Raw genomic sequence first — 17,394 nt, 5'->3', positions numbered from 1 at the left:
CGTGGACTTTGTCTTTTAGCAGGTCGCAATCCAAGGGGGATTGACTGATGAGTCTGAGAATCAACCAGAATCCGTTGGCAATCGGCGTTCATCGCCAGTTGGCCAACACGCAGCACGCCCTTGATCGGGCGGTCACCCGGCTCTCATCCGGCCTGCGCGTCAACTATGCGTGGGACGATCCGGCGGGACTGGCCGTATCAGAGCGGATGCGCGCGCAAATCTCCAGCATGACCGAGGCGGAACGCAACGCCAACTACGCCATCAACATGCTGGCCACCGCCGAAGGAGCCCTGGCGACCATTGACGAGAAGCTGATTCGCATGCGGGCCCTGTCCATTGAAGCATCCAGCGGCACCCTGACCAGCCTGGACCGCAGCTACCTGGACACGGAGTTCCAGCAGTTGAAGAGCGAAATCACGCGGATCGCCAATGTCACCAACTACAACGGCCTCTACCTGATCGACGGCACTTACGCCGAGGGCGCCGTCGGCCCCGGCAGCCAGGGGATCAAGCTGCACATCGGGACCTACAACGTGTCCAACCAGGACTTCTACTACGTCCATCTGGCCGACATGACCTCCTCGGGTCTGGGCCTGCTCGACGTGAACCTGTTGAACACGGCGGCCGCCCAGAGCGCCATCGACACGATGGACGCGGTGATCGACACCAAGGACACCGAGCGAACCCGCATCGGATCCTATGTCACCCGCCTGCAGGCCACGGTCCAGAACCTGCAGATCTCACGGGAGAATGCGGTCGCCTCCGAGAGCATGATCCGCGACGCGGACATGGCCGAGGAGATGGCGGCCTTCACCCGGGCCCAGATCCTGATGCAGTCGGGCATTGCCATGCAGGCGCAAGCCAACCAGCTGCCCTCCCTGGTGGCCCAGCTGCTCCGCTGATCGATCAGTTCGGCAGGAAAAGGGGCCGGCGTTGGCAAGCGCCGGCTTTCCTTTTTCCTCCCTCCGTGGTCGCGGCGGACAAGCCCACCCGCCCGAACTTTCTTCCATGGCGTCAATTCCGCAGATTGCAAGCGAGTCACCCAACAGTCATCAATCGGGCAGGCACCATGGCAGCAGATTCCCCCGTCAATCCCCCTGGAAACAGACCTCCCTCTGGTGGGGGCGCCCCTGGGCGGGGCGATTCCGGTCGCCCGCGGCGACGCGCTGGACGGGGCGGTGGCCGCCCGCGAAGCGGCAGCCAGGCGGCACCGGGTGGAGGCTCCAACTCGGGGGCGCCGGGGGGTGAGACCCGGGAGGGGCAGGGCCAACGGCCCGCAAGCGGTGAAGGTGCCAGGAATCAGGGCAGCCGGCCGGCGGGAGAGGGGGCGCGGCCCGGTGGACGTCCGCCCCAAGTCCAGGCGATGGCCAATCCGCGGGGAGCTTCGAACCAGGCCGTCCGGTCGCGACGTCGCACGGTGGAAGAGGAAGCGGCCGATTTGCAGGCATGGGCCATTGAGCACTTGGGCTACACGATCTGGATGGCCCATGCCGATGTCTTGCCCCGCGCGTCGGCCGAACGGGCCGTCCGCACCTATGTTGTGGACATCCACGCGGGCGAAGTGGCGGTCAATCCCCGCCTTTGGCCGGCCATCACGCCCTTTCTTGAACTGGAGGTCCTGGCGGCGGACCAGACCCAGGGCTCCCGCCGCTTGCAGGAGTTGCTTCGCGGCCGCGCCGCGGAACTGGGCTTGCCACCCGCCACGGACTACCTCGTTTTGGCGCCGCCGGCCGAGGTGACGGTCTCCAGCCCGGTGCAGGCCGCCCTGGACACGGCCATGCCCATGGAACTTGACCATCCCCAGGAAGACATCGACATCATGAACGAGGGCCGGGCAGGGGTGCGGCTGCCCCGCCGCGACTGATTGCGATCAATCGGGAAGTGTGAGGCGTCGCCATTCCTGCGCCTGGCCCAGCCGGGAGCCGGGAATCAGGCGGAATGCGGGGTCGGGCCGCAGGCCCAGAACCTCCCCCAGGTAGACAGGCAGGGGATGGCCGGGGGGCGTGAGCAGGTCGATCTCCCGCACGCCGCGTTGGCGCAAGGCGGGGATGAGGGCGCGGGCCGGGGCTTCGCCCCAGGGGAGATGGACGAGGCGGCCGCGGGCCAACCACGGATGATCACCCAGCAGATAGAGCTCGCTGGTGACCAGGGCCGGGGCGCTCAGCCCCGCCAGGACGACATCCTGCTCCGCCACCAGCTGGCGACGTCCGTTCAACAGCAGCAGCGAGATGAGCTGGGCGGACAGAGCCAAGCCCAGGCCCAGGCGGCGGGGCCAGCCGGACGGGCCTCTTGTCAGGTACCATAGGCTGAGCGGCACCAGGGCGGGCACATGCAAGCGCGGGCCCCAATGGAAGCCCAGATCCACCGGGCTGGCCAGGCTGACGATCAGCAGGTAACCTGACAATAGCGCGGCTTCAGGGGCGATGCCCCGCCAGCCGCGGCCGGCGGCCCAACGGGCCAGAAGCGCCACGGCGGCCGGCGCCGTGAGCAGGGCTCCCCAGCAAGGCAGCAGCTGGTGGTCCCCGTTTCGCTGCATCGCGGCGAAAGCGCCGGCCAGACCCACCCACATCAGCGCGGCGACAACCTGGACACGCGTGTCGCGCCATTGGCTGGCGATCAAGGTCGCCAGCACGGCCAGGCCCGCCCACAGCCACGGCCCCGCTGGGGCCGGCAGCCAGAAGGCCGCGAGGTTGGTCAAGGGGTTCAGGGGGCGATGCCCCCAGTTCTCCATCATCTGCAGCCCGATCCAGGACCCCGTCAGCCACCTGTGCAGTAGCGCGCCCGCCAGGAAGCCGCTTGCGGAGAGCAGTCTGCGCCGCCAGCCCCGCAGCAGCAGCAGGCCGCCCGCCCAGAGCAGCACCGCCTCCGGCCGCAGCCAGGGTAGCAGGCCGTACAGCGGCGATGCCGCTATCGGCAGCGGATCCCGCCGTTCCTGCAGCAGCAGGAGCAACAGGGCTGTCGTCAGCCCGATCTCCCAGCTGGTTCCCAGGTAGAACAACACGGGCGAGGCGAGCAGGCCGACCAGCCACCCGCTTGCGGGGCGATGCCCCGCAAGCCCCTCCCGCCGCAGGAAGCGCCTCGCCGCCCAGGCCACCAGCAGACCTGTCAGCAAAGCGAGCAGGACAGGTCCCGCCGCGCCCAGGCGCGACGCCATCCACAGGAGGGTCAGATAGAGCGGCGGGAAGACGAGGAGGGGACGTCCCCCCTCCCAATGGACGAAGGGCTGCACCACCGGAAAGGTCGTGCGCTCAAGTTGGTCGGGCAGGACGGGCGCGGCCGGTCCGGTATTGACCACGGCGTCCAGTTCGGCCACGCGCTCCACCGCCGGACCGGAGGCCGCCAAGAGGCGCAGGCCGTCGTCCAGGCACCAGGGCCGGTCCGCCCCCCAGGCCAGCCAAAGCAGCAACAGGGCCGCTCCCGCCAGGAAGGCCCCGTGCCGCATAGTCCGACGCGGGTTCAGGCCCGCCGTCTGCCGGCCGGCTGGCCGGGACTCATTTGCCGTCGTTGGTGTCGTCCTTCTTGGGATCCACCTGGCAGGCACCGCCCGCCGGTCCCGACATTCACGTCCCGATGCCCAGACGCGGCAGGATCACCCGTTGCAGGAGGATCCACACCGCGACAAAGGCCAGGATCTGCAAGAGGTCCTGCATGGGTCCCGGCACTCCTTTCCACTTGAACCTTACCATCATCCCCCCGGTCCGCGTCTCCGGCAGGGCGCCGCCCCGCCATCATCCATCCTACATCGACATGGTAACATCCCAGTGCAGGAGCTTGATGTGCTCCCGGCACTGGTCGCAGTAGTGGCGGATCGTCTCCACCACACCCACCAGCTGGTCGTCCTCGATCAGCGCCTGGATGATGGCGCTGCTGCCCGGGTGCGCGGCCGAGTCCAGCCGCGGACCGGTCGTGCCCATGCCGTGGACCTCGGGAATCTCCGTCCAACCCGTGACGCCGGCCTTCTGCAGGACCAGCTCCAGCTCCACGCGGCGCCGGTTGTCGATGATCGCCATCAGCATCTTCATGTCAGCCTCCTATTCCCGCACGCCGGCCCGGCGCAACATCCACATGGCCGGACACCAGCCGCTGAAGGCGCTCTGCAGCTGGTTGAGGCCGACGAAGGCCGTGAACCAGAGCCAGTTGGGACTGTGCCAGTGGGCCAGCGCCAGCGAGAGCAGCGTGAAGAAACCGGCCATGCCTCTCAGGATCGCGTTCATGTTCATCTCCACCTCCGGTTCGAAGACCGGCCCGCCGCGCTCCGGCGACAGGCCGGTTGCGTGACTATTCCTTCTCCAGCACGATGCCGGTGCCCACTTTCGCCAGGTACATGAAGTAGAGCAGCGGGATGACGACGAGGGTGAGCGCCGTCGAGACCAGCACGCCGGCGATCAAACTCACGGCCAGACCCTGGAAGATGGGGTCCAGGTAGATCACACCAGCGCCCACCACCAGGGCCAGGGCGGTCAGCAGGATGGGCCGGAACCGGACGGCACCGGCCTTCATCACGGCGTTCTCCAGGCTCTCGCCGCTGCGGATCTCCAGGTTGATGAAGTCCACCAGCAGGATCGAGTTGCGCACGATGATGCCGGCCAGGGCGATGAAGCCGATCATCGAGGTGGCGGTGAAGAAGACGCCCAGCACGGCGTGCCCGGGCAGGATGCCGATGAGGGTGAGAGGGATGGGCGCCATGATGATGAGCGGCGTGACGAAACTGCCGAACCAGCCCACCACCAGCACGTAGATGAGGACCATCACCACCGCGAAGGCGATGCCCATGTCGCGGAAGACCTCGTAGGTGATGTGCCACTCGCCATCCCATTTGAGCGCGTAGCGCTGCGAGTTCTCCGGCATGTGCGTGCTCATCACCTCGAGGGGACGTCCGTCCGGCGCGGTGATCGCCTCCACCCGCGGGTTCATGTTGAGGATGCCGTAGACGGGCGACTCGGCGCTGCCCGCCACCTCGCCGATGACGTAGGTCACCGGTTGCAGGTTCTTGTGGTAGATGAAGGACTCGCGCTGGCGCTCCTCGACGCGCACCAGCTCGGCCAGCGGGATCATGCGCCCTTCGGCCGAGTGCACGGTCAGGTCGAGCAGATCCTCCACCCGGCTGCGCTGGCCGCGCTCCAGTTGCATGCGCAGAGGCACGGCGGCGCGGTCCAGCTCCACGTGCAGCAGCCCGGCGTCGGCCCCGGCCAGGGCCAGGCGCAGTGTGCGCGCCACCATTTCGGCCGTGACACCGCTCCGCATCGCCTTCTCGCGGTCCACCACCAGCTCGGCGCGCGGAGCGTTCTCCTCCACCATCCAGTCCACGTCGACGATGCCCTCGGTGCTCTCCAGGATGCCGCGCACCTGGCGGGCCACCTCCACGCGGCCTTCGTCGGAGGGGCCGTAGATCTCCGCCACCATCGTGCTCAGGACGGGCGGACCGGGCGGCACCTCGGCCACCTTGATGTTGACGCCATGCCGCTCCGCGATGGGCAGCAGCAGACCGCGCACGCGCTTGGCGAAGTCGTGGCTGGCGTCCTGGCGATGCTTCTTTTCCACCAGGTTGACCTGGATGTCCGCCTGGTTGGCCTGGTTGCGCAGGAAGTAGTGCCGGACGAGTCCGTTGAAATTGAAGGGCGCGCTGGTACCGACGTAGATCTGGTAGTCCGTCACTTCGGGCAGGCCGGCGAAGACCTGGGCCAGATCGCGGGCGGCGGCGTTGGTGCGCTCCAGGGGGTAACCCTCCGGCGCGTCGATCACCACCTGGATCTCGCTCTTGTTGTCGTAGGGCATCATTTTGACAAGCACGGCGCGCATGGGAACAAGCGCCATGGAGAGCAGCAGGAGGGCCGCCACGCCGCCCAGGGCCGCCCAGCGCCGGCGCGGATTCTGCAGCAGGGGACGCATCAGCCTGGCATAGCCCTTGTGCAGACGCGTCTCCTCCTCGGTCTGGTCGAAATGCTGGTGGCCCAGGTCCGCTCCGTCCTTCTTCGCGCCACGATTGAAGAGGCGGTAGGTCAGCCAGGGCGACACGACGAAAGCGACGAGCAGGCTGAAGAACATGGCGGCCGAGGCGTTGACGGGGATGGGCCGCATGTAGGGTCCCATCAGCCCGCTGACGAAGGCCAGCGGCATCAGCGCGGCGATCACGGTGAAAGTGGCCAGGATGGTGGGGTTGCCCACCTCGTCCACGCCGAAGATGGTGGCGTGCCGGGCGTTGGTCCACCTTAGCTGGTAGTGCCGGTGCACGTTCTCCACCACGACGATGGCGTCGTCCACCAGGATGCCGATGGAGAAGATGAGGGCGAAGAGGGTGACGCGGTTGAGCGTGTAGCCGAAGAAGTAGCTGGCGGCCAGGGTGAGGGCCAGGGTGACGGGCACGGCCACCAGCACGACGATGGCCTCCTTCCGCCCCAGCATGATCCCCATCAGGATGACGACGGAGATGGTGGCAAGGAAGACGTGGAAGATCAGTTCGTTGGACTTCTCGCCGGCCGTGGCGCCGTAATCCCGCGTCTTGGTGACCGTCACGTCGCCGGGAATGACCCGCCCGGACTGGTCGGCGATGAGCCGGTCCAGGTCGGCGACCAGCTCCACGGCGTTGGTGCCCGGCTTCTTGGCGATGCTGAGGGTGACGGCGGGCGTGTCCTGGCCCGGCGACGCGCCCTTTTCGGCGGCGGCGGGGCCCGTCCCCATCCACACGTACTGGGTGGGGTCGGCCGGGCCGTCCTCCACCGTCGCCACGTCACGGACGTAAACGGGGCGGCCCTGGTAGGACCCGACGACGACGGTGGCCACCTCGTCGGCGCTGCGCAGGAAGTCGCCCACCTGCACCTCCAGCTCCTGGTCGCCGCTGGACATGGCGCCCGCGGGAAGGCTCCAGTTGGCGCCCTGCAGGGCTTGCCAGGCCTGCAACAGGCTGGCGTTGAAGGAGGAGAGGCGGCTCTTGTCAAAGGTGATCTTCACCACGCGGGGCTGCCCGCCCAGGATGGTGGTCTGGGCCACGCGGTCGTGGCGCGTGAGCAGGGCGTTCAGCTCCTCCGCCACGGCGCGCAGCTCGCCCGGACTCTTGCCCCGCCCCCACAGGGTGTAGGCCGCGGCGGGCACGTCGTCGATGGTGACAAGCTTGACCAGGGGTTGCATGGCGCCGGGCGGCATGCGATCCATGGCGCTCATCAGCTTGGCATGGACGCGCAGGACCGCCTGGTCGGGGTCGGTGCCCACCTTGAAGCGCACGATGACCATGCCGCCGCTGGGCATCGACGTGGAGTAGACATACTCCACGTTCTCGATCTCGTAGATCAGCTTTTCGGCGGGGGAGATGACCCGCTGCTCGACCTCCTTGGCGCTGGCGCCGGGAAAACCCAGCATGACGTCCACCATGGGCACCTTGATCTGCGGCTCCTCCTCGCGCGGCGTGACGGCCACGGCGAAGATGCCCAGCAGCAGGGCGGCCACCACGAGCAGGGGCGTCAGCTTGCTGTCGAGGAAGGCGCCGGCGATGCGCCCGCTGAGGCCGATGCTGCGCCGGCCCATCTTGACGCGCAGGGCTTCGCGCTCCACCTCGGCCAGGCTTCGCCCCGCCTGGGTTTCCGGTGCATCGGGCGGGACGGTGTTGTGCTCGCTCATGAGGGCTCCCTTCAGTTGGCGCGGACGGGCGTGCCGTCGGCGATGGGGGCCGTCAGGGGGCTGACCACGCGGTCGCCGGCGGACAGGCCGCTCAGCACCTCGACAAATCCGTCGCGGCGGGATCCCGTCGTCACGGCGCGGGTGCGGGCCAGGCCATCGGCGTCCACCACGGTGGCCAGGGCGAGGCCGCCCGCCCGATGGATGGCCTCGCCGGGGGCCAGGAGCACCCGGCGCTCGTCGCCCGGGATGAGGGCCTTGCCCGAGAGGCCGCTCATGATGGGACCGCGCCCCAGGTCGACCCGCACGGTGATGGTGTGGGTGGCCATGTCGGCGGCGGGCACGATCTCCACCACGCGGCCGGCGATGGTGCCCAGGTCGGGCCGGCTGTCCAGGGTGACGGGCAGCTCCATGCCGACCTTGACGTGGGGGGCGTCCGTCTCGCGCACGGCCAGCCACAGGCGGCGTCCTGTCTGCGACTGCAGGCGGAAGAGGGGACGGCCCGGGGCGCTCAGATCGCCCACGTTGACCATGCGCTCCACCACCACGGCGTGGAAGGGGGCGCGCACCTGGCTTTCGTCGGCCACGCTGCCGGCCGAGGAGACGGCGCCGGAGGCCTGCTCGACGGCGCCCTTGGCCTGCTCGAACTGGAGGCGGGCCATGTCCAGCTCCAGCTCCGAGCAGGAGTTCTTGTCATAGAGCTTCTGGAAGCGCTCCAGATTGCGGCGGGCCAGGGCCAGGGCCGCCTCGGCCTGTGCCCTGGCGCCGTGGGCCTGGGCCAGCTGGCCATGGCTGAGATCCTGCTGGATCTCAAGGAGGACCTGTCCCGCCTGCACCACGTCGCCGGCGGCGGCATGCACCGCCACGACGGGACCCATCGCCCGGCTGGAGAGGAAGGTCTCCTGCTCCGGCATCACCACGCCCTGCGCCTCGATGGGGCGCGGCTCCGTCCGCTCCTCCACCAGGGCCAGCGTGGCGTCCACAGGAGTCGCCTGGCGCGCGGCGCCCTCCGGGTGTCCACCCCCGCAACCCAGGGCCAGCAGCGCCAGGGCCCCGGCCACCACCACATGCGTTGTCCTCATGAGGCTATCTCCTGTCTTCATTGGTCGAGAATGGCCAGCCCGGCGGCGTGCCGCAGCTGGAAGTGGGCGATGTGGCTGTCGTAGCGTGCGACCAGCTCCCGCACTTCCGCCTCGCGCAGGGCGGTCTCGGCGTCCAGCAGGTCGATCATGCGCGCCACCCCCTCGCGAAAGCGGTCCTCCACCACGCGCAGGTTCTCGCCGGCTGCGGCCAGAGCCTGGCTGGCGGCCTGGTGGCGCAGGCTCGCGGAATGCCGGTCGCCCCAGGCTTGCTGGACTTCCAGCCGCACGCCCTCCGTGAAGCGGTCCACATCCTCGCGCCAGGCACGGGCGTTGTGGCGGGCCTGGGCCAGGCGGGCGCGGTCGCCGCCGCCGCGGAACACATTGAGGGTGAGGGCCGCCTTGATGGAATAGCTGCCCTCCGCCGTGCCGAAGACCTTGTCGTCGTACCAGTCATAGCCGGCCTGCAGGCCCACCGTGGGCGAGAAGGCCGCCGCCGCCACCCAGGGCTCCAGCTCGCCGGCCTTGAGCTGCCGGCGCGCCGCGTCCAGATCCTTGCGCGCCTCCAGGGCGCGGGAGGTCCAGGCGGTCAACTCCTCGTCGGCCAGAGGCAGCCGGGGCAGGCCGTCCAGATCGTGGACCAGGCCCTGATCCAGTCCCAGGTGGAAGTTGAGGGCGGCCTGGGCCAGGCGGGCGCCGTTTTCAGCCCGCATCACCATCTCGTCCATCTCGGCCAGGTAAACCTCGGCGCGCAGCACCTCGCTGGACACGAGGAAGCCGGCCTCCTGGTAGTCGCGGGCCATGCGGACGTGGGCGCGCGTGGTCTCCCGGGCGCGGCCCAGCAGGTCCAGGTATTCCCGCGCCTTGGCCGCGTCGGTCCAGGCGCGGGCCACGTCGAATTCCACTTGGTCGATGCGGCGGCCGCTCTCCAGGCGAAGGGCGTCGGCCGCCAGGCCGGCCTGGCGGACACGGTTGACGATCATGCCGCCGGTGAAGAGGGGCATCTCCGCCGTCACCCGCGTGATGTAGGTGTTCATGGGATCCGGGTTGACCAGATCCGCCACGTAGGGCTGCCCCTGGCTGAACATCATGCTGTTGGCCGCGATGAGGTCCATCACGGGCTCGCGGCGGTTCATCATCAGGCCGAAGACCTCGCCGGGCTGCTCGCTGCGGATGGCCACTTCCTGCAGGTCCACCTTGGGCATCATGCGGCCCAGGGCCTCCCAGCGCATCTCACCGGCGCTGGCGTAACGTTCCCGGGCGGCTTTCGCCACGCGGGAATGCTCACGGCCTATCGCCAGGGCCTCCTCCAGACTCAGCCGCTCACCGGCGTGGGTGTTGAGCGCCAGGACCAAGACAAGGGCGGAAGGCAAGGCCCGCCCCCCCCAAGCTCGAAAGCAATCCATTTGTCCTCCAACAAGAATCGCTGGATCATGATCTGACCGGGCCCATTCTAGGAAAATAATTTGTTGGTAGCAAGTATTGACCCGAATCAATTATGTCGAGCCGATGGAAAGCGGGCCGAAGAGCGGGCTGGGGAGGCCAAGACGCGGGGGGGAGGATGATCACGCGGCCCGGGGCCAAACGAAGGGGGCGGTCCGTGGACCGCCCCCTGGGTGGCGGATGATGTTGTGGCTTGAAGCCTATTTCATGAGGACCATCTTGCGGCTGATGGTGCCAAACTCGCTCTGCAGCGTGTAGACGTAGACGCCGCTGGCCAGCTCACGGCCGTCGATCACCACCTGGTGCGTGCCGCGGGCGGCGATGCCCAGGTCGATGCTGCGCACCAGCTCGCCGGCCAGGCTGTGGACCAGCACCTGGGCCGCGCCCGTCTCGGGCAGGGTGAAGGAGATGGTGGTGGCCGGGTTGAAGGGATTGGGCGTGTTCTGGGCCAGGGTGAAGCTCTCCGCCGTCTCGCCGGCATCCACCGTGCAACGCTGCCACGTCTTGTAGGCCAGGTTGCTGTACTGGATCATCCCCTGGCTGTTCGTGAAGTAGGCGACAATCACGTCCTGGCCTTCCACGCAACTGCTGTAGGTGAAGGAGAATTGGCCACCACCATCGGTGAAGCCGCTGGCCCCGGCGCCCGTGGAGGGGCCGGCGATCACCTCGATGGTCACGCCCGTGTTGACCAACGGGTTGCCATTGTTGTCCTGCAAGGTGACGGTCACAACATGCTGGTCACAGAGGCAGTTGACGGCGTCGGACGGGGTCAGCACAGCGCCTTCGCCCACCACGGCGGCGAAGTCCAGCAGCAGATGGGCAACGAAGATGTTGTCGTCGTTGGAGGGGTTGAAGGTGGTGGCGGACATGCCCGTGTCGCCGTCGTTGACGAAGCCGGCAATGTTGTAGCGCTCGTCGTCATAAAGGGTGAAGTCATCGAAGACGCAAGGATCCTCGTGGAAGGGATCGGCCGGATTGGCCAGAAGGTCGCCGATGCCGCCCACCGTGATGAGGGCGCCGTTGTTGTCCTCGCCGTCGTCGTTGCCGCCGGCGCTGGAGGTCAGACGGCTGCCGTTGACGTCCACAAAGCTGGTCTGGCAGGTGCCGCGGGCGTAGCCGAAACTGATGGCCAGGCCCATCTCGATGACGGGGTTCAGGCTCATGTCCACCGGCTGCCCGAAGCCGATGGCGAAGGTGTCGCCCGTGGTGGACTGGGCGCCGAAGGCGATGACCGCCGTGCGGAAGACGGTGGTGGCCGGGTCGTCGAAGATGACGTAGAGGGCCGATCCGTCGATGTTCCAGGTGTCGCACTCGTCGATCACCAGACTGGTGATGCCGGCGCCGGCGGCGTTGAGCACCGGCGCGACGATGGCCGTCACATTGGCGAAGTGGTTCTGAGAAAAGATGCCGCTTGGGGTGCTGGAGAACCAGGATACGCCCGTGCCGTCCAGGGCGATGCAACCGTCGGGGATGGCATAGCCGGAGAAGCCGGTGCTGGCCGCCGCCAGATAGGCCGCCCGCACGGTGGCGCCGGCGCTGGGCTTGTCAACCTGGATGAGACCGCTGCTGTTCACAGTGCCCAGGCCGTCAGCGGAAAGGGTGATGAAGCCGGATTCCGTGATGATCACGGTGTTGAGGTCGCGGTCGACGATGGGACCCTGGCCCGTCCCTGTCCCGGGGACGGTTGCCACGGCCTGCAAGGCCAATGGCAGAAGCAGTAGGGTGGACAAGAAACGCATGGGGAACTCCTTTTTTTCTGTGCCGATCGTGATCGCACTGAGCGACAGGGGATCAGCCGTTTCAGCCGTGTGTGAAGCCGCTCGGGCATGCGGACGCGGGGGGTGGCGAGCAAGGGGCGGGCCATTCCAGCATGAGCTGTGAGGCGCGCGTGTGGCAACAACATGATGTGCAAGGAGATCTCGGTGCGCGGCAGAATGGGTTTATTAATTAATAGTTCAGTTATCAGATGCAAATGGGCGTTCGCGCAGAGGCTTGCTTCAGTTCCGTACTTGAAGAGGGTTTGCCTTCTGCTGGATGGCCCATGTCATTGGATCGCACCATGTCCGATTTTTGGCATGAATGTTCAGCATCGGGCGGATCATCGGCTGTCAACCCCTTCGTCAATCTGCGGATATGACGGGCGTCATGCTTGGCGTGAGAGGCTCCCTCGTGGCGGGAAGAGGCGCTCACTGCGCTTGCATACTTCCACCAGCATCAGCATGACCGGCACTTCGATCAGCACGCCCACCACGGTGGCCAGGGCCGCTCCCGAGGAAAGGCCGAAGAGCATGACCGCCGTGGCTATGGCCACTTCGAAATGGTTGCTGGCGCCGATGAGCGCGGCCGGGGCGGCGTCCTCATAGGCCAGGCCCAGGCGGCGGGCCAGCCAGAAAGCGAGGGCGAAGATGAGGACGGTCTGCAGGAAAAGCGGGACGGCGATCCATAGGATGGTCAGGGGCTTGGCCAGGATGGTCTCGCCCTTGAAGGAGAAGAGCAGCACCAGGGTGGCGAGCAGGGCCGTGATGGTGATGGGCGTGAGGAAGGGCAGGAAACGGCGGCGGAACCACTCCTCTCCTTTGGCGGCCAGGATCCAGCGCCGGGAGAGGTAGCCGGCGGCCAGGGGAAGCGCCACGTAGGTGGCAATGGACAAGAGGAGCGCCTGCCAGGGCACAGGCAGCCGGCCGACGCCCAGCAGGAAACCGCCCAGCATGCCGTAGAGCAGGAGCATGGTGAGGGAGTTGATGGCCACCATGATCAAGGTCAGTCCGTCATTGCCGCGCGCCAGATAACCCCAGACCAGCACCATGGCTGTGCAGGGCGCCACGCCGAGCAGGATGGCCCCGGCCAGGTAGCTTCGCCAGAGCGGGATCTCCAGCATCTTCAGCCCTTCATGCAGCACGACCCGTCCGGCGCCGTGGGCGGCGCCCACCGGCAGATCCAGCCCCAGCGGCATTTTGACCAGGTCCACCGCTTCAGGACCGATGAAGCCCTTGAAGACCACGCCCAGGAAGAGGGTGGCGATGGCGGCCATGGTGAATGGTTTGATCGCCCAGTTGATGAACAAGGTGAGGAGGACGGGCTTGCCGCTGCGGCCGGCCGTGAGCACGGCGCCGAAGTCGATCTTCACCATGATCGGGTACATCATGAGGAAGAGGCAGATGGCAATGGGGAGGGAGACGACAGGGGCTCCGTCCACCGTCAGTGACATGGCGTCCAGGGTCCGGGCCAAACCTGGGGCGATTTTCCCCAGGAGGATCCCGCCCACGATGCAGAGGCCGACCCACAGGGTCAGCCAGCGCTCGAACACGCTGCTCATGTGGCGCGCTTCAACTGGACAGGCGGTGTTGCCCATGCGACTGCCTTTCTTGGGTGGATTGGAGATGCGATGGATAAAGGTCAGCGGATGGCCTCGATGGTGGCCGACGCGACCGCCTCCTCCGCCCCGCTGCCGGGGAACCAGTCCTTGATGATGGCGCGGCTCTCATCCTTGACTGTCACACGGACCTGGCGGAAGCCCGCCTCCTTGAGCATGGCCTCCACCTCGGGCACGAGCGCGGCCCCGGACACACAGCCGGCGTAGGCTTCAAGGTCCAGGCGCAGCGCTTCCGGCAAGGGGGCCAGGGCCACCACGTCGCTGATGGCCAGGCGACCGCCGGGCCGCAGGACGCGGAAGGCCTCGCGGAAGACCTGGCCTTTGTCGGGCGAGAGATTGATGACGCAGTTGGAGATGATGACATCGATGGATTGGTCGGCCACAGGCAGATGCTCGATCTCCCCCAGGCGGAATTCCACATTGGCATGGCCGCCGGACTCGGCGTTGGCGCGGGCTCGGCTGATCATGTCCGGCGTCATGTCCACGCCGATGACGCGCCCATTGGCGCCCACCTGGCGGGCAGCCAGGAAGCAGTCGAAGCCGGCGCCGCTGCCCAGGTCAAGAACGGCTTCACCCGTTTTGAGCGCCGCGATGGCCTGCGGATTGCCGCAACCGAGTCCCAGGTTGGCTCCCTGCGGGATGGCGGCCAGTTCCTCCGCGGTGTAGCCCAGGCGGGCACTGGCGAGAGACGCCTCCGACGGATCGCAGCAGGGTGAGCCGCCTCCGCAGCAACTCCCGGCCTGCAGCGTGGCGATCTCTCCATAGCGGCCGCGCACGGCGGCGCGGACTTGGTCCTTGTGTGTCTCGGACATGGTTGACTCCATGGTTTGGTTGCGCCCCGGCAGGGCGAAAGCTACTTAGCGTTGCAACATCTCCGGCAAGTCTTCCACGAAGGCGCGGATCTCGTCGCGCACACGCCGATAGACCGCCAGCTTTTCCTCAATCGTGGGCAGGGTCGCGGCCAGACGGGGAGGATCATCGAAGCCGCGATGGACAATGCGCGCCTTGCCGGGAAACACCGGGCAGGTTTCATGGGCGTGGCCGCACACCGTCACCACCACATCGAAGTCCTGACCGTGCCATTGGTCCAGCCGCCGGGAGGCCTGTCCGCTGATGTCGACACCCGCCTCGGCCATCACCTGCACGGCCAGTGGATTCAGGCCATGGGCCTCCAGCCCGGCGGAGAACGCTTCCAGGCGATCGCTTCTCAGGGTGCGTGCCCAGCCCTCCGCCATTTGGCTTCGGCAGCTGTTCCCTGTGCACAGGAAGAGAACCCTCAGCCGTTCCAATCGAACACTCCGCTACTGCCGCGATGCGGCGAATCAACCACAGCAGCTTCCTACGCGCTGCCGCGCACAGATATCCTCCGGACGACAGGAGAGGATCTCCGCCAGGCGACCACGGTCCCTCTCCAGCTCCGGGGCCATGGACAGTTTCCCGCTCAGCCATTGGATCAGCAGGTCGTCATCCAGGACGTTCCCGGCCAGGCGATAGTGGATCCAGCGCCCCGCCCGGCGTCCTGTGACGAGGCCGGCATTGGCCAGAAGGGCCAGATGGCGGCTGGTGGTGGCGCCGCTGACGCCCAGCAGATCGATGATCTGGCAGGCGCACAGCTCCTCCACCCGCAGCAGGGCTGCCAGGATGCGCAGTCGGTTGCCATCCGCCAGAGCTTTGAGGATGTCGAGGGTCCTGGTCATGTCTCGTTTAGTTGTTTAGCTAAATGACGAAACAATGAAGCATCCCGCTGGAGGAATGTCAAGGGTGGGGGCGAAGGAGGAATGAAGGATGGGTGACAAACGAATCTGACTGGGGCGCTGGCTGCGGGAAAGCCCGAGTCGTTGCCATGTGGTCATCCAATTGACAACTGCCATTGATGACAGTCGTCGTTTCAGATGAGATAGGCCCAGCAGGACTCGAACCTGCGACCAAGAGATTATGAGAAAGAACTTACGCTGTATATGCCTTCGTTCGCTCCTGCTCGCTCTGTTCTATCCCTTTGGCTTATCAAGGAATTTATCCGACCATGAGCGCGGCCTCCGTTCGCTCCGTTCGCTCGAAATCTGAAAAAGGTGCAACCGGGGTGCAACCGAAGCCGTGATACAAAGGCATCATAGGGTCGAGATTTTCATGCGCCGTTTCCGCTTTTCCGTGGCTGCCCTCAGCGCCATCACAACAGACAAACCCCGCGAATTTGTCCACGATGACCAGGTCCCTGCGTTGGCCATGCAGATCACTTCAAGCGGAGCAAAATCCTTCTACGTCGTGAAGAAGCACGCAGGGGGGAAGATCGTCCAGCGCATCGGTGCACTAGGTGAAGTTTCGATTTCGCGAGCGCGGGCCATAGCGGCTGAGATCATCACCAAGCTCACATGCGGGAACCCCTACGAGCGGCAGAAGCGTGCGCCCCTCTACCTGCATCAGGTCATGAATGAGTACTTGGCGCATGCGCAGGATCATCGAGCGCCGGGCACGGTGATCAGCTACAACGGACAATGGCGTAAGCACATCGGCCCCTGGGGCGATTCACGACCATTGGCTTCACTTCGACGCCATGAGGTGACGGCATTTCACCAGCAGATCGGTAAAGAAAATGGGCGCATGGCAGCGAATCGCGTCATTGCCCTCCTGCGCGCCGCCATCAACCGAGCCATACGCGAGCACGAACTGGATATCCCCAATCCGGCAACGGCGATCACGTTCTATCGTGAGCGGTCACGGTCCAGGCGTCTGGAAGTCGAGGAGCTGGCCGGCTTCTTCAAGGCGGTCGAAGAAGAACCGAATCGTGACGTCCGGGAGTTCGTGCTTCTCGCATTGTTCACCGGCGCACGGCGTTCGAACCTGCAGGCCATGCGATGGCAGCATGTCTCGCTGTTGAAGGGGCTCTGGGTTGTGCCAGCAGAGGAGTCCAAGACGGGATTTGAGCTGCCTGTTGTGCTAAGCAGTCACGTCGTCGCCATTCTGCGGGCTAGAAAATCAGTCATCAAGGGGCCATTCGTGTTCCCCGGCAGAGGGACGAACGACCACATGGTTGAGCCGAAGGCGGGTTGGAGGCGGATCTGCGAAAGCGCCGGCTTGAAGGACCTACACCTGCACGATCTGCGCCGCAGCCTGGCTTCCTTCCAGATCGACACGGGCACGCCGCTTGAGGTGATCCAAAAGACCCTGGGCCATGAGTCCAAGGTGACCACTGAGATCTACGCCAGAATGGCGCTGGAGCCCGTCAGGGCAAGTTTGGAACGGGCCGTGGACGAGATGCTGAAGTCAGAGACCAAGTGACCAATGAAGGCTTTCGGTTTGTGCTTTCGGTTTGTATCACGAGCTTGCTCACGCATGACCTTCGGCGCAGCCTCTCCGCCTTTCAAATCGACACAGGGTCACCGCTGTAGATCATCAAGAAACACTGGGGCTTGAATCGAAGGCGACCACTGAGATCTCCCCCCTTGGCACTGCATCCGTGCGGGCAAGCGTGGAACATGCGATGGAAGAGGTGCTTCGTATAGCAGAACAAGGGAGAACTTCTTGATTGGCGACGTCATTCAATTGACATTGGTCTAACAAGTTCTACAGAACCATTGGAATTTCTTTGGAATTCTCTTGATAAATGGCGAAAATATGGGGCCCCAAGAGCAGCAACTCCGGGGCCCCGAGTCAGGCTACATGCGAAGCCCCTAGTTTGTCACTGGGGGTTTTGCATGATGGGGAAACGGCAGCGACAGCTGCCCACGAATCACATCCCGCACATCGCTTAATGCGCCCATTCGCCGATTGCTTCAAATAAAGCTGGCGGCTCAGAATACCAGCTTGCATCTTTCCCCGGCTTCAATCAGCTTGTATCCAACCCCTGCGCGACAGCGGTGCACGGGCCACACGCGACCCCCCACAGTTTGGTAC

Annotated in this window: 14 protein-coding genes; 3 read left to right on the top strand and 11 right to left on the bottom strand. The window is 66.0% G+C overall.

What is annotated here, in order from left to right:
- Positions 1-47: 47 nt before the first annotated feature.
- Together Q8O14_14930 and Q8O14_14925 are read left to right on the top strand one after the other, a co-directional pair.
- Positions 48-902 (top strand): flagellin, encoded by an 855-nt coding sequence (locus Q8O14_14930; GenBank protein ID MDP2362020.1) that lies wholly within the window; start codon positions 48-50, stop codon positions 900-902.
- Between the two features lie 515 nt (positions 903-1,417).
- The gene (locus Q8O14_14925) at positions 1,418-1,864 is read left to right on the top strand and encodes a hypothetical protein (GenBank protein MDP2362019.1); all 447 of its coding nucleotides are present in this window, start codon (positions 1,418-1,420) and stop codon (positions 1,862-1,864) included.
- A 6-nt stretch (positions 1,865-1,870) separates the two neighbouring features.
- Here Q8O14_14925 and Q8O14_14920 read toward each other — a convergent pair whose 3' ends face one another.
- The 11 genes from Q8O14_14920 to Q8O14_14870 form a co-directional block, all read right to left on the bottom strand.
- Positions 1,871-3,406: a hypothetical protein gene (locus tag Q8O14_14920; protein MDP2362018.1), complete on the bottom strand. Its 1,536-nt coding sequence runs from the start codon at positions 3,404-3,406 to the stop codon at positions 1,871-1,873.
- 331 nt (positions 3,407-3,737) lie between these two features.
- A complete protein-coding gene (locus Q8O14_14915) occupies positions 3,738-4,022 on the bottom strand; it encodes a hypothetical protein (protein MDP2362017.1) in 285 nt (94 codons plus the stop codon).
- Positions 4,023-4,031: 9 nt separating this feature from the next.
- Complete coding sequence (locus Q8O14_14910; GenBank protein ID MDP2362016.1) at positions 4,032-4,220, bottom strand: DUF2892 domain-containing protein; 189 nt, start codon at positions 4,218-4,220, stop codon at positions 4,032-4,034.
- A 58-nt stretch (positions 4,221-4,278) separates the two neighbouring features.
- On the bottom strand, positions 4,279-7,611 hold the full coding sequence (locus Q8O14_14905) for an efflux RND transporter permease subunit (GenBank protein MDP2362015.1): 3,333 nt from the start codon (positions 7,609-7,611) through the stop codon (positions 4,279-4,281).
- A gap of 11 nt (positions 7,612-7,622) precedes the next feature.
- Entirely contained in the window at positions 7,623-8,690 is a 1,068-nt protein-coding gene (locus tag Q8O14_14900) for an efflux RND transporter periplasmic adaptor subunit (protein ID MDP2362014.1), read from the bottom strand.
- 17 nt (positions 8,691-8,707) lie between these two features.
- Complete coding sequence (locus Q8O14_14895) at positions 8,708-10,093, bottom strand: TolC family protein (protein ID MDP2362013.1); 1,386 nt, start codon at positions 10,091-10,093, stop codon at positions 8,708-8,710.
- A 237-nt stretch (positions 10,094-10,330) separates the two neighbouring features.
- Entirely contained in the window at positions 10,331-11,869 is a 1,539-nt protein-coding gene (locus Q8O14_14890) for an Ig-like domain-containing protein (protein ID MDP2362012.1), read from the bottom strand.
- 404 nt (positions 11,870-12,273) lie between these two features.
- Positions 12,274-13,446: an ACR3 family arsenite efflux transporter gene (gene arsB / locus Q8O14_14885; GenBank protein MDP2362011.1), complete on the bottom strand. Its 1,173-nt coding sequence runs from the start codon at positions 13,444-13,446 to the stop codon at positions 12,274-12,276.
- Between the two features lie 80 nt (positions 13,447-13,526).
- Complete coding sequence (locus Q8O14_14880) at positions 13,527-14,315, bottom strand: arsenite methyltransferase (GenBank protein ID MDP2362010.1); 789 nt, start codon at positions 14,313-14,315, stop codon at positions 13,527-13,529.
- 45 nt (positions 14,316-14,360) lie between these two features.
- On the bottom strand, positions 14,361-14,792 hold the full coding sequence (locus tag Q8O14_14875) for an arsenate reductase ArsC (GenBank protein ID MDP2362009.1): 432 nt from the start codon (positions 14,790-14,792) through the stop codon (positions 14,361-14,363).
- Between the two features lie 33 nt (positions 14,793-14,825).
- Positions 14,826-15,200 (bottom strand): metalloregulator ArsR/SmtB family transcription factor, encoded by a 375-nt coding sequence (locus Q8O14_14870; protein ID MDP2362008.1) that lies wholly within the window; start codon positions 15,198-15,200, stop codon positions 14,826-14,828.
- A gap of 430 nt (positions 15,201-15,630) precedes the next feature.
- Between Q8O14_14870 and Q8O14_14865 the strand changes: the two genes are divergently transcribed.
- Entirely contained in the window at positions 15,631-16,779 is a 1,149-nt protein-coding gene (locus Q8O14_14865; GenBank protein MDP2362007.1) for a tyrosine-type recombinase/integrase, read from the top strand.
- Positions 16,780-17,394: the final 615 nt, after the last annotated feature.

It is taken from the genome of bacterium (assembly GCA_030685015.1).
GTDB lineage: Bacteria > CAIWAD01 > CAIWAD01 > CAIWAD01 > CAIWAD01 > CAIWAD01.
Note: the sequence above shows the minus strand (reverse complement) of the source record. Positions and strands in the feature narration are given on the sequence as shown.